This is a genomic window from Rhizobium sp. BK529, from assembly GCF_014194105.1.
GTDB lineage: Bacteria > Pseudomonadota > Alphaproteobacteria > Rhizobiales > Rhizobiaceae > Rhizobium.
In genome coordinates this window covers 180516-193353 of the sequence record NZ_JACIAU010000005.1, presented here as the reverse complement: position 1 = coordinate 193353, position 12838 = coordinate 180516, and the positions used below count along the sequence as shown (strand labels likewise).

The 12838-nt window shown below is 60.3% G+C and carries 11 protein-coding genes; 4 read left to right on the top strand and 7 right to left on the bottom strand.

The genetic code is table 11. The features are described 5' to 3' along the window. Nucleotide 1: 1 nt before the first annotated feature. Complete coding sequence (locus FHX08_RS26165) at nt 2–1045, bottom strand: PotD/PotF family extracellular solute-binding protein (RefSeq protein WP_184327890.1); 1044 nt, start codon at nt 1043–1045, stop codon at nt 2–4. 47 nt (nt 1046–1092) lie between these two features. Next, nucleotides 1093–2205 carry an ABC transporter ATP-binding protein gene (locus tag FHX08_RS26160; RefSeq protein WP_132657494.1) on the bottom strand — a complete coding sequence of 371 codons (1113 nt, stop codon included), beginning with the start codon at nt 2203–2205 and terminating at the stop codon, nt 1093–1095. Nucleotides 2206–2780: 575 nt separating this feature from the next. Between FHX08_RS26160 and FHX08_RS26155 the strand changes: the two genes are divergently transcribed. The 4 genes from FHX08_RS26155 (at nt 2781) to FHX08_RS26140 (ending at nt 6690) form a co-directional block, all read left to right on the top strand. Further along, nucleotides 2781–3710 carry an ABC transporter substrate-binding protein gene (locus FHX08_RS26155; RefSeq protein WP_132657496.1) on the top strand — a complete coding sequence of 310 codons (930 nt, stop codon included), beginning with the start codon at nt 2781–2783 and terminating at the stop codon, nt 3708–3710. A gap of 5 nt (nt 3711–3715) precedes the next feature. Beyond that, nucleotides 3716–4591, top strand: a complete 876-nt coding sequence (locus tag FHX08_RS26150) for an amino acid ABC transporter permease (protein ID WP_132657498.1) — start codon at nt 3716–3718, stop codon at nt 4589–4591. Nucleotides 4592–4659: 68 nt separating this feature from the next. Then, nucleotides 4660–5790 carry a sugar phosphate isomerase/epimerase family protein gene (locus FHX08_RS26145; protein WP_132657500.1) on the top strand — a complete coding sequence of 377 codons (1131 nt, stop codon included), beginning with the start codon at nt 4660–4662 and terminating at the stop codon, nt 5788–5790. A 156-nt stretch (nt 5791–5946) separates the two neighbouring features. Then, complete coding sequence (locus FHX08_RS26140; protein WP_184327889.1) at nt 5947–6690, top strand: GntR family transcriptional regulator; 744 nt, start codon at nt 5947–5949, stop codon at nt 6688–6690. Nucleotides 6691–6868: 178 nt separating this feature from the next. Here FHX08_RS26140 and FHX08_RS26135 read toward each other — a convergent pair whose 3' ends face one another. From FHX08_RS26135 to FHX08_RS26115, 5 genes are all read right to left on the bottom strand, one after another. Continuing rightward, entirely contained in the window at nt 6869–7366 is a 498-nt protein-coding gene (locus FHX08_RS26135) for a GNAT family N-acetyltransferase (RefSeq protein ID WP_132657504.1), read from the bottom strand. After that, a complete protein-coding gene (locus tag FHX08_RS26130; RefSeq protein ID WP_132657505.1) occupies nt 7363–7659 on the bottom strand; it encodes a DUF1778 domain-containing protein in 297 nt (98 codons plus the stop codon). Before FHX08_RS26130 ends, FHX08_RS26135 begins: the two co-directional genes overlap by 4 nt. 141 nt (nt 7660–7800) lie before the next feature. Beyond that, entirely contained in the window at nt 7801–8946 is a 1146-nt protein-coding gene (locus FHX08_RS26125) for a hypothetical protein (protein WP_132657507.1), read from the bottom strand. Nucleotides 8947–9182: 236 nt separating this feature from the next. Then, on the bottom strand, nt 9183–10658 hold the full coding sequence (locus FHX08_RS26120) for an HlyD family type I secretion periplasmic adaptor subunit (protein ID WP_132657509.1): 1476 nt from the start codon (nt 10656–10658) through the stop codon (nt 9183–9185). Next, a complete protein-coding gene (locus tag FHX08_RS26115) occupies nt 10655–12745 on the bottom strand; it encodes a type I secretion system permease/ATPase (protein ID WP_409527422.1) in 2091 nt (696 codons plus the stop codon). Before FHX08_RS26115 ends, FHX08_RS26120 begins: the two co-directional genes overlap by 4 nt. Nucleotides 12746–12838: the final 93 nt, after the last annotated feature.

Here is a 12838-nt window from a genome sequence, read left to right as displayed (position 1 = left end):
CTCAGCCCGCGACGAGCGCGTCGAACTGGCGGATCCAGTCGGCGCGGTTCTTGTTGATGGCAACCCAGTCCGGATAGACCATGTTGCCGAGCTGCTCGCGCGTCACATAGGCTTCGATCTCGGGCGTCAGGGCGACGTCCTTGTTGGTCGGGAACATCTCGGTCGGCGGCAGCTTCAGCTTGTCCTGCGCAGCCTTGGAGATGGCGGCGTCCATATAGGCATAGGCGGCGTCGAGGTTCTTCGCGCCCTTGGTCAGGTGGATGTTGACCGGAGCGGCCGGAGCGCCGGTTTCCGGAGCGACATATTCGGCCTTGAGACCCATCGACTTCAGGCGGGCGACGTTGCCGGTCGAGCACATGAAGACGGCGATTTCACCCTGCTGGAACAGCGTCATCTGGTGGTTGGTGCTATCGACGACGCCCTTCAGATGTTCAGGATGATCCTTGAACAGCTTGAAGACCGCGTCCATGTCGTTCGGGCCGGAGCCGAAGATCTTCGCCATTTCCGTATAGGCCATGACGGCCGTGTTGGAGCCGAAGCCGGTCCAGGAGACGAGGCCGCTATAGGCCTTGTTCTCGAACAGATCGCGATAGCCCTTCGGGCGCGGCACGAGGTCGGGATTGTAGGCGATGCCGTTGACCTCGATGGTAACCGTCGGGCCGTATTCACCCTGGAAGGCCGGATCGAGCATACCCCAGTTCTTCAGGCGGCTCGGATCGATCTTCTGGATGATGTCGTTGTCGATGGCGACGGCCATCTGACCGGGCGACATCAGCAGCGTGTCGTAAGGCGGGTTGCCGGGGCTCGCCATGACTTTGGCCAGCTGATCCTGCGCCATCGACGGGGCGATCGTCAGGCCGTAGCCGGCTTCCTTGACGAGCGGGCCGAGAACGCTGCGATAGCCGTCTTCCCAGTTGCCCGGAAAGGTCGCGGCAATCGCGGTTTCGCCTGCCGCTGCACGGGCAGCGAAGGGCATTGCGGAGGCTGCGGCGACGCCGGCAGCGAGAAGGCCGAAATGGCGGCGGGTCATTTTGAAGTCGTTCATGCTGTCACCTCTGTTGGTTGTTGTTGATGTCATTCCGTTGTTGGCATTCACTGGATGCTTTCCGGTTCAGCCGGAAATGCGTGACACCTGCGGGTGTCGATCTCTGCAAAGAGCTGGGCGCCGATATCGGGAATCGCCGTGCCGGGACCGCGAACCTCGGAGGCGCGCAGACCCGTGCCGTCATCAAGCACGAGGTCGTGGATCAGCGTCGGACCGAGCGGCACGGAAACGGTGACACGCGCGGCAAGCGCGTTCACGCCCGGCTGCGTCATCAGGCGGACCTCTTCGGGCCGGAAGGTGATGGTGACATCCGAGCCCGTGGTGAAGCTCAGGCGGCGCGGCAGGACAAGGTTTTCGCCACTCTTCAGAGCGATGACCGTGCTGCCTTCGCCGAGTTCGGCAACAGTGCCATGGAGAACATTGGTCTGGCCGATGAAGGTGTTGACGAACAGGGTCTTCGGCCTGTCGTAGACTGCCATCGGCGTGTCAATCTGCTCGACATTACCCTTGTTCATCAGCACCAGGCGGCTGGCGAGGCTCTGGGCCTCCTCCTGGTCGTGGGTGACAATCAGCGTGGTGATGCCCAGCGTCTTCTGCAGATGAAGGAGCTCGACCTGCAGATCGAAGCGCAACGCCCGGTCAAGAGCGCCGAAGGGTTCGTCGAGAAGCAGCAGCGACGGGCGGCCCGCGATAGCGCGAGCGACGGCGACGCGCTGCTGCTGCCCACCCGAGAGTTCGCGCGGCAGGCGGTTACCATAGCCATCGAGCCGGACGAGCGAGAGCATCTCCTCGACCCGCGCGTTTCGCTCCGCACGCGGTACTTTCTGGCAGGCGAGCGGATAGGCGATGTTTTCCGCAACTGTCAGATGCGGGAACAGGGCATAGTTCTGGAAGACCATTCCGATGCCGCGTGCGCGGGCGGAGACATTGGCGAGGTCGTCGTCGCCGAGCACGATGCGGCCCGCCTTCGGCTGAATGAGGCCGGCGACCGCCCTCAGCACCGTCGACTTGCCGCAGCCGCTCGGTCCCAGGAGCGCAACGATCTCGCCGGCCTCGATATCGAAGGATATGTCGCTAACGGCATTCTGGCCGCCATAGCTATGGGTAACGCCCCGAACACTGAGCCGCTTGCGATCGGTAGTCTTTGCGATGTCCAGCATGTGGCTTCCCTGATCTTGCGTGGTGGCAATGAGCGCTCCGACGCCGGAGCATGTTCATCGAAAGGGAATTGCAAGGGCCGTGCCAGACTCGAATGATGGCAACAGAGAAAAATTCAAGTAACTGATTATATGACGATTTTTACGATTTATAAAGTTTCGTAGCTTTCTTATTACGAACTTTCGACTTTAGTTTCGGAATTTTGTTTGTCTAAAGTTTTGCCATAGAGGTTTGATGTCGTGCAGAATTCTGCTCACTTATCGACCTGATGGCCGCCTCGCCAGGCGGGATGCAAGCGATCTCGCCGGCCATGATCCATCAGGAAAAGAACAGAGAGGAGGAAAAAGGCGAGGCTTGAGGCGGTTGTCGCCCAGAAAATCGACGCAAGGGCGTTTTTTTAATCATCCTTATTTCGAATGAATATGCGAAATAATATGCGAAACTTTGTTCGGAGAAACGCCAGAATGATTTATTCGTTCACATTCAATTGCTTGATGCCGCGAAGGTGGAACTGGCACGGCGATTGCTTGGAAGATCCCAGAAAATTCATGCATGCGAAATCGAAAAAGGGGATCCCATGAAGAACGTGCAGACAATCCTGAAGGCCGGCATCGCCACCGCGCTCGTTACTCTCATGGCGCTGTCCGCCCATGCCGCAGAAGGCGCTGCAGAGAAGATGGAAGGGGCTGAGGTTTCCAAACTCCCCGGCGTGGCGCTGACGCAGAAGCTGGCGGACAGCCTTCCGGCTACCATCAAGGCATCAGGCATACTGAAGGTCGCGACCGACCTGACCCCGCCGATCAGCTTCCACGACGATGACGGCAAGCTTGTCGGCATCGACGCCGATATCGCCGCAGCTCTCGGTATCATCCTGGGGCTCAATGTCCAGATGACGGATGTCGGCGCCGGCGCGGCCATCGTTCCCGCCATCCTGTCCAAACGCTTCGACATGACGATCTCCGGCATCAACGACGACGTGAAACTGGAAAAGCAGGTCGATGTCATCGACTACATGTATGACGCCACCACGATCATGACGATCAAGGACAATCCGCTCGGCATCAAGAGCATGGAAGACCTCTGCGGCAAGAAGGTCGCCGTTCCCGTCGGCACCTTCCAGGGCAAGATGGTTGAGGCCGCCTCTGCAAAATGCAAGACACCGATCGACATCATGGCGATCCCGAAGATGCCTGATGTGCTGCAGGCGGTGCGCACCGGTCGCGCCGATGCCACCGTCAACGGCTATGCGACCAGCGTTTACACGACCGAACACCAGACCGGCAACGGCAAGGGGCTGCAGGCGCTTCCGAAAATCCGTCTCGCCGTCGGCTATCTCGGCATGCTGATATCTAAGGACAATCCGGAGCTCCGTGACACCGTCGTCGCCGCCCTGCAGCAGATGGTGGACAGCGGCGCCTACGAGACGATCATGAAAAAGTGGAGCCTCGGCCCGCTCGCGGTGAAGACCGTCAAGGTCAACGACGCCGCAAGCATGCCCGCGGAGTAAACCTCATGGCACTGTTCTCCGCACAGACAACGACAATGAGCCTGCCGCCACCGGCCATGCGGTCGATCAAGTGGGGACAGTTCGCAACCGGTGCCAGCGCGATCCTCGCGCTGGTGCTCCTCGGCAGCGTCCTCGCGCAAAGCCAGAGCGTGCAGTGGTCGGAAATCCCGCGCTATCTCGTGCACCCCCAGATCCTGCGCGGCGTGCTGCTGACCCTGGAACTGACGGCTGGCGCCATGGTCTTCGGCATTGGGCTCGGCTGCCTTCTTGCCGTGATGGCAACGTCGACAAACATCGTTCTGAAAGCGATTGCCGCAGGCTTCGTCTGGTGGTTTCGCGGCGTGCCGCTGATCGTCCAGATCTTCCTCTGGTTCAACATCGCGCTCTTCATCCCGCAGGTCGGGGTGGGCCACTACAGCATCTCGATCAACGATCTCGTTACACCTGCGCTGGCGGGCTTCCTGGCGCTCGGGCTGCATGAAGCCGCCAACATGTCGGAGATCATCCGCAGCGGGCTTCTTGCCATCGACCGCGGGCAGCGCGAGGCGGCGACGGCACTCGGATTGAAGCCCCGGCAGACATTCCGCACCGTCATCCTGCCGCAGGCGGCACGCCTGATCTTGCCCCCGACCGGCAACCAGGCGATCGGCATGCTGAAAGCCAGCGCCATCGTCTCCGTCATCGGTATGCAGGATCTGCTGACACAGGCGCAGGTCATCTACGCCCGCAACTTCCTGGTGATCGAACTGCTGTTCGTCGCCTCCGTCTGGTACCTCGCGATCACCACAGTGGCGTCGATCGGCCAGCATTACCTCGAGAAGAGCCTCCAGCCGAAATGCCGCAACGGCGCCGACAAGTCCCGCACCACGAAACGCGCCTGAGCGCCAACCAATAACCAAGGGCCTCGCCAGAGCAGCGAGGCCTGCAAGGAAACCACAAGGAGCATGACGTGAAGCTTGGCATCGACAATATCAAACTGCCAGAATCGAGGAAGCGCGGTCCTCTCGGCAGCCTGGACCTCGTCAAGGAGCTCGGCCTTTCCGGCATCTTCTTCTCCACCGCGCTGGACATGAGCCCGACGCTCGACATCGGCGAGTTGCGCGACATCCGGGCGAAGGCCGACGAGCTCGGCCTCTATCTCGAAAGCGGCGTCGGCAAGATCAACCCCTACTGCAGCGCCGAGGAACCTGCCCTTCGCGCCGCCGGCGATGGCGACATCATCGCCGGCTTCACGCGGATGATCGAGGCGAGCGCCGCCATCGGTTGCTTCGAACTCTGGGTCGCGCCCGGCAACTTCAAGTCCGAATATCGTGGCCGTCTCGCCAACGACCGCTTCCGCACCGACATTACCTGGGAAGACCAGCTGATCGGCATCGAGAAGGTGCTGCAGAAGCTTGCGCCCGTCGCCCGCGCCCATGGCGCGCACCTGAACATCGAGACCCATGACGAGATCACCTCCTTCGAGATCCTCAGGGTGATCGAGAAGGTCGGCGCTGACTGCGTCGGCGCTGTCTTCGACACCGCTAATGGCCTGCAACGCGCCGAGCATCCGGTCTTTGCAGCCAAACGCCTCGCCCCCTATGTCCGCCAGACGCATATCAAGGACGCCTATGTCGGCCGCGCTCCCGGCGGCCTCGACTTCCAGACCCGCCCCGTTGGCGGCGGCATCGTCGATTTCGAAACGATCCTGCCGATCCTTGCCGAAGCAAACCCCGCGCTCAACCTCTCGCTGGAGGTCGCAGCCTCCGTCGCCGACAAGCCGCGCAAGGCCAACCCGCGACAGTGCATCGAAATCGACGACCCGATCTGGCGCGCCGGCCATCCCGATCTCACGGCCGAAGAACTCGACGCGTACATGGCCCTGGTGGATGCCTATGAGACGCGCGTCGCATCCGGCGAAATCCCGGACTGGGAGACCTACGAAGCCAGCCAGTACGGCTATCCGACCTACGAGTACCAGTCCTACGGCTTCGACCAGGCAATCGCCTTCATCAAACAGTCGGCACGACACATCGAGACGATCTGCAAGAACAATGGGATTGCCCTGACCCCGGTGGCAACGAACCGCAAGGCTGCCTAGCCGTGAGCGTGACGCTGGCGGCGTCCGGCCGCCAGCGTCACGCTTGGATCTAGCAACATCGAGTTGCGCACGAACTTTCTTATGGAAAAAATTACAGCATGCCGTTATCGATCCGATCAATGCGGTTTGCGAGGGCGCGAACTCCTAGAGGGTATTATGAAGAAAACGCGTCGACAAAACTTGAAAGCTGCCCCTGCCACCAATGGCACGGCCGATACTGCCGATCATGACGATGTCTCCGAGCGCATCCGTAATACACTGGCGGCGGCGATCGGAGAAGGCGCGCTGAAGCCGGGCACCAAGATCCTTGAAGAGGCGATCGCCGAGCATTTCGGCGTGAGCCGTACCGTCGTCCGCGGCGCGCTCGGCGTGCTCGAAAGCGACCATCTGCTGGAACGCAAGCGGAACCGCGGCACCTTTGTCGCCGAACCGAGCATCGAGCAGGCCAAGAACCTCTTCGAGGCGCGCCGCAAATTGGAACGTATGCTGCTCGAACTCGTCATCCTCCGCGCCACATCCGACGAACTGGATGCGCTGGAGCGGTTGACGGACGAGGAAGAACACATCCATCACCACGGTGACGAGAAGTCGAAGACTGTTCTATCGGGGAAATTCCACATCGTCCTCGCCGATCTCGCCGGCAACCCGGTGCTGACGGAAATGCTCTCCAAGATCGTCGCGCGCCTTTCACTCGTCATGGCTCTCTATGAGGAGGACCGCAAGGACGACTGCGGCGCCGATCACCACCGCATGATCGTGAAGGCACTGAAGGCGAAGGACCTCAGGAAGGCACAGGACCTGATGGATCACCATCTTGCCGACATCGAGGGACGGGTGCGGCTGACTGAGGGACAAGGCGATCGGCACACGTTTATGGCTGTGCTGGAGAACTTTTCATAGCACTTTGAACTTAGCCTTTGCGTGAAACAGCCCCCACTCTCCTGCCGTCGGCGATAATTTAAGCTCTTGAACGGAATTGAACTCGCGGCCCTATTTGAGGTCGAGACCTTCTGCGGAAAATTCAGCAAGTTAGGAGCGAGATCGAATGCATTCAACCGAAATTATTGATGAGTTCCGCCTATGGGTTCAGCGCGTTATTGAGGTCATGCAATGAGACCATCAGCATCATGGGATCGGAAGGAGAAGACAGGAAGCCGACGGCCTCATAGAAGGCTCGTGCGTCATCTGAAATCGCATGAACGAGCATGCCTCGAATGCCAAGTACCTCAGCGGCATTGAGCAGGCGCAGGCCCGCGTCGCGCACCAATGCTCTGCCGATACCGCGCCCTTGGTAGGATTGATCAATCGCGAGGCGACCAAGCACAGCGACCGGAATTGGATCTGGCATATTGCGCCGGAAACGGCCAGGCGCTTCCGGTTGTTTGACGGCGCCGGAGGCGAGCGCGTAATAGGCGATGACGCGGCTCTCCTCGCACACCACAAAAGTTCGTGATGCTCCGCTCGCTTGATTGGAGCGGGCGCGGCGTCGCAGCCAGTCGTCCAGTTCACGGGCGCCGGAATTAAACTCGGCTAGCTGATGATGATCGGCCAGGGGTGCCGGTGCGCTGAGGGTCACGCCTCATCCCACGGTGCTTTGGTCGACATGGTGCGCGCCAGACGCTCATTGGGTTGCGTGGGTGCATCGAGCCGGGCAAGATATTCAGCATAGATTTCGGGGCTTACCGTGAAGATAGTGCGGTCGAGCAGCACTTCCTCTGCTCGACGCTCGGACGCCTCCAGCATGAAATCCGTTCGCGTCTTACCAAGCAACTCAGCGGCGCGATCGATCAAGTTGCGGGTCGCAGGCTTGATGCGCATATTCAATGGTACGCTTGCGTCCGAGCTTTTGTTCGGATGTGAGGTCGGCATGGCAAACTCCTGTTTGCACCCCATATAGCGTAACGACATCATCTTTACAAGAGCCGTAAAGACCCTGTCATTACGCTTTTCAGACAATTCAATTTAGCAGCATAACTCATCTAAATTCTTGAGCGGTGTTCAAACCTACGATCACTCACAGCACACTTTCCGCACATAGGTATTGCCGATCGTCACCATCGAGTCCTTGGCAATAAGGCCATGACCTTCAAGAGCTGTGGAAACATCCTTGGCGTCCTGTTCGGCGTAGACGTCCTTCAAGGTAACGGCAAACCAGCCGTTAGCGGCAAGATGGGCGGATAGCGGAACCGGCGACTTCCTGACGAAAGCTTCCGCCTCCGGAAGCGAGCTGAAGCTCCCTACCTGGACATACCTGCCCTCACCAGCATCTTCCTCGAACTGCGCTACGTGAACCCAGGTATAATGCATGAAGCCAACTCTGCCCGCGACCGCGACCCGGTACCAATCACCACGTACTTCGAGGATTTGTACCGCGGCGCCGTTGCGCGCCTCACCGACGTCCTTTGCGTCCGGATTTCCCATTATCTTGATCGGCGCCCGCCCCTTCGGATGACGAACCCAACCGTCGCGGGCGATTGGGACCTCCAGCGAAGGCTCCGCCTTCGCTTGCACGCCGGAGGGCGTCTGTGGCGCTGCGCTTGGGCTGTCAGGAATAGCTTCCGACGCGGCCAACCGCGCTGCGTTCGGCGTAGTAACCCTGAATTTGGCCATCTCGCTGCCGGACAGGTAGCGGATGTCGTTGCTGTCATACGAAAGCGATAGCTGGAGGAGACCAGGATCGACGCCCATCTCGGACATATAGCCGATTATCTCCGCCGTCGTCTGTTGCACGGCCGAGACCGCGTCCTCGACCTGGACGCCGGTGCTGTCGCTGAAGGAGGATTTGTGAACACCTATCGATCCGGGCTCGGCAAAGCGGCTTGCGCCACCGAGAAAGGCGAGCGAGCAGGCTGAAGCGCATTCGAACTTGCGAGACTGAACCGTCGAGAGTCCGAGTGATCGGATCAGTCTCCCTAGCTCTATAGCCTTCGCGACGTTGCCGCCAGGGCTGTCGAACCCAACTGCAAACAGGTGTTCGCGGGCGGCTAGGTCTCGAAACTGCGAGAGATCGTCGGAGTATTCAAACGCGCCGGAGATGATGGCAAATTTGCTGCCGGTGTCCGTCTGATGCACATCATAAGCAAGCTTTGCCTCGGTGCTCGCGGCAGCAAAACAGATGGAAATTGCGATCAACGCGACCGGAAAGCGGACAGACATGCGGCGAACCCTAACGACGGCAAAAGAAAGCCATAGTCGCGCGTTGGTCGCAAGTGCTCGAAACGGTTTCGATCAGAAAGGGTAAAAGTGCGCGGCGACGACGCGACGAGTCCCTACGACGTTTTCCGATTGAATTCTGCAACAAGTGTTGAAGCGGCCTGCGTTCGCGCGTCGAGCAGTGACATAGCCGCCGATCCGCGGTGTGTCGGTCAGCCAATGCTGCCATCGGCTTTGCGTCATCGCTCCTTCAAGGCCTCGGATGAGACTTCCGCAATCGGCGAAAACAGGTACTCCAGAATGCGCCGGCTTCCCGTCTTGATCTCGACAGAAACCGCCATGCCGGGGGACAGTGGCACCGCAGTGCCATCGACATTGATCCTGTCAGCGTTCGGCATCACCGTGATGGGAAACACGAGGTTCTGGACCCGCTGAGCGTTGCCGATCGGCATTGCGCTCTGCAACTGCTTGTCTGGCTGACCCTCAAGTTGTTGTGCATCCGGCTCCGGGATCGCATCGGTTGCAACCCGCGTGACCTTGCCTTCGATCACCCCATAGCGCGTGAACGGAAAGGCCTGAACCTTGATCACCGCCGGTTGGCCGGGCGCGACAAAGCCGATGTCCTGGTTGGGCAGGTAGGCCTCGATTTCCAGCACAGCGTTTTCCGGCACGACCCGCATCAGTTCCGAGCCCGCCGTGACCACCTGGCCGACGGTCGTGATGGCGGATGTCTGAACCGTCCCGTTGATCGGGCTTTTGATCGTCATGGCGTCCAGTTTCTTCTGGGCCCGGATGAGCTGCTGTTCCTGGTCGTCGATCTGCCGCGCGGCCTCCGTCTGCTTTTCGACGTTTTCGGCAATGAAGGTCTTGATCGCTTTCTCACCCTCGCTGGTCGCAACGGCAAGGGCAGCCGCCGCCTCGTCGGCCTGACCGATCTGCTCGGCGAGATCCGCCTCTGCACGCTGTTTGGACTCGATCGCATCGATCACGCCGGCGCGCGGACCAGCGCTTGACTCCATGAGTTGGGAGCGCATCGTCACACGATCATCCATCGTCGCGATCAGGTTCTTCTGGGCAGCGACCATCCGATTGAACCGGCCAAGCGAGGCGAGCTGCTGTTCTCTTTGCGAGGAGAGATTGGCAAGCGACGAGGCCAACTGTTCCAGAAATGAGCGAAACTGCACCTCCTCGCGGTGCCTGATCGGCTCGGGGATATCGTCGTCGAAGTCGAGCGGCATCGAGATAGCAGTAGGACTGTTCCAGATACCGGTGCTCTGCCACGCTTCGACCTGCGCTCTCGCGGCGATTCGCCTGACGACCTCCGCACGAAGCGATCGCAAGCTTGCGAGCAATGCGTCGACCTCTGCCCTTGCCTCCGTCGGATCGAGTTCGACAACGACGTCGCCGGCCTTGACCTTCGAACCGTTGGCGACCGGGATCGAGGCGGTCTTTCCCGTTTCCAGCGACTGAATGACCTTTACGCGCCCTGTCGGCTGCAGCTTCCCCTGCGCGGTCGCGACGATGTCAAACCGGCCAAAATAACTCCAGACGATCGCCAGGATCACGAAGACGGATATGAACCAGATCAGCGCCGCCCGGATCGGCGAGGCCGGCGTTTCGAGGATTTCGAGCGCGGCCGGCAGGAACTCCGTATGATCGCGCACCTTGCGCGGCGGCTTCTTCGGCACCTTTGGCGGACGGACGGCCTGGTTCATGGCTGGACCGGCGCCGTCTGCAATTGCCAGAGATGCGCATAGAGGCCGTTTTCGCGGACAAGCAACGTCTCATGCGTGCCTTCCTCGACGATACGGCCATCCTTCATGCCGATGATACGATCGCAATGGCGCACCGTCGCCAGCCGGTGGGCGATGATGATCACGGTGCGCCCGCGGACGATCTCACGCATATTGGCAAGGATGATCCGTTCGCTCTCGTAATCGAGCGCGCTGGTCGCCTCATCGAGAATGAGGATCGGCGGATTGGAGGCAAGGGCTCTCGCGATCGCCAGCCGTTGGCGCTGACCACCGGAGAGGTTGGCGCCACGCTCCTCGATGATGGTGTCATAACCACGCGGCAGCTTCGAGATGAATTCGTCGGCACCGGAAAGCCGGGCCATCTGCATGGCGGCCGCCCGCGACATTGCCGGATTGACCAGGCAGATATTGTCGTGGATCGTCCGGTTGAACAGCATGTTTTCCTGGAGGACGACACCAATATTGGAGCGAAGCCAGGCGGGATCGACCTGAGCGATATCCTGGCCGTCGACAAAAACCTGGCCGCTGTTTGGAATATAGAATCGCTGCACCAGCTTAGTCAGCGTCGACTTGCCCGACCCGGAAGGTCCGACGATGCCGATCACCTCGCCGGGGCGGACCGCAAAATTGATGTTCTTCAGGACGTCCTGTCCCTCTGGCGTGTAGCGGAAGTTCACGCCCTTGAAGGCGATGGCGCCTCTTGGCTTCGGCAGGCTGATTGCGACCGCAGGACGCGGTTCGGCCGGCGCGTTCAAAATATCGGATAGCCGGTCGATCGAGACTTGCACCTGCTGGACGTCCTGCCAGAGCTGCGACAGCCGCAGGATCGGCTGGGAAACCTGGCCGGCGATCATGTTGAAAGCGACGAGCGCACCGACCGTCAGCTCGCCATCGATGACGGCCTGCGCGCCGAGGAAGAGAAGTGCGGCCGAGGTGATCTTGTTGACGTACTGGATGGCGTTCTGCCCCTTGGCCGCAAGCATGGTCGCGGCGAAGGAGGACTGGACATACGCGGCGAGCCGCTCTTCCCATTGCGCGGCCACGACCGGTTCGACCGCAGCGGCTTTCATCGTCTGGATGCCGACCACCGTTTCGACCAGCATCTGCTGGCTATAGGCGCCGCGCTCGAACTTTTCGTCGATGCGGTCCTTCAGGAGCGGACGGATCAGCACGCCGATGGCGATATAGACAGGGATCGAGGCCACGACGATCCACGCGAGCTTCGACGAATAGGAAAACAGGACCGCAATGAAGACGATGGTGAAGATGAGGTCGAGCCCGGAGAATAGGCCCTGGCCAGTCAGGAAGGCTCGGATCGTCTCCAGCTCGCGCACGCGAGCGATCGTCTGTCCGGTCGCCCTGGTCTCAAAGTAGCTCAAAGGCAGATTGAGCAGATGACGAAACAACCGTCGCCCGAGCTCGACGTCGATCCTGTTCGTCGTATGCGACAGCGCATAGGTCCTGAGATACTGAAGCACGACGTCGAACAGGCCGACGGCGGCAAGTCCTACGACCAGCACGATAAGGGTCGAATAGCTGCGATGGGCAAGCACCTTGTCGACGACGACCTGGAAGAACAGCGGCGTGATCAGCGCAAAGATCTGCACGACCAATGAGGCGATCAGCACGTGACCGAAGGCCTGCCTGTAACGCCAGATGGCTGGCAGGAACCAGCGCAAACCAAAGCTCTTCGGAGAGGCACCCGGTCCGGAAAATCGACGTTGGACGAGGATGAAGCGGCCATTAGTTTGAATCAGCAATTCTTCGGCCGAAACAATTCGTGCTGAGAAGGTTACCGGGTCGAGAAGCCGGAATGTCCCATCCCCCATAGGTCCGCCGAAGACGACAAAGGAACCGTCTGCGAGCATGGCAACGGATGGCGCGGGAAGGTTAGCGAGCTTGCCGCCATCGCGGGCCTGCACGACGCGGGCCTTGAGGCCGAGGCTCTTGGCGGCGCGCAGCAGATCGTTCGATCCAGAAGAGCCTGTGACGGCCAGATCTCGGGCAATCGTGGCCGGTTGCGCGGCAATGCGGAAATAGCCGGCAATGGCACAAAGAGCCGCAAGCCCACTGTCGACGGCTTCGACAGTGGGTTCATGTTCTGCGGGTTTGGATGTTTCGGGAACGGCGGGATCAGCGGT

Coding starts and splice junctions, on each gene's coding strand:
- FHX08_RS26140 (WP_184327889.1), top strand. CDS start 5,947: ATGAAGAAAACGCGTCGACAAAACTTGAAAGCTGCCCCTGCCACCAAT.
- FHX08_RS26165 (WP_184327890.1), bottom strand. CDS start 1,045: ATGAACGACTTCAAAATGACCCGCCGCCATTTCGGCCTTCTCGCTGCC.
- FHX08_RS26155 (WP_132657496.1), top strand. CDS start 2,781: ATGAAGAACGTGCAGACAATCCTGAAGGCCGGCATCGCCACCGCGCTC.
- FHX08_RS26125 (WP_132657507.1), bottom strand. CDS start 8,946: ATGTCTGTCCGCTTTCCGGTCGCGTTGATCGCAATTTCCATCTGTTTT.
- FHX08_RS26130 (WP_132657505.1), bottom strand. CDS start 7,659: ATGCCGACCTCACATCCGAACAAAAGCTCGGACGCAAGCGTACCATTG.
- FHX08_RS26120 (WP_132657509.1), bottom strand. CDS start 10,658: ATGAACCAGGCCGTCCGTCCGCCAAAGGTGCCGAAGAAGCCGCCGCGC.
- FHX08_RS26150 (WP_132657498.1), top strand. CDS start 3,716: ATGGCACTGTTCTCCGCACAGACAACGACAATGAGCCTGCCGCCACCG.
- FHX08_RS26160 (WP_132657494.1), bottom strand. CDS start 2,205: ATGCTGGACATCGCAAAGACTACCGATCGCAAGCGGCTCAGTGTTCGG.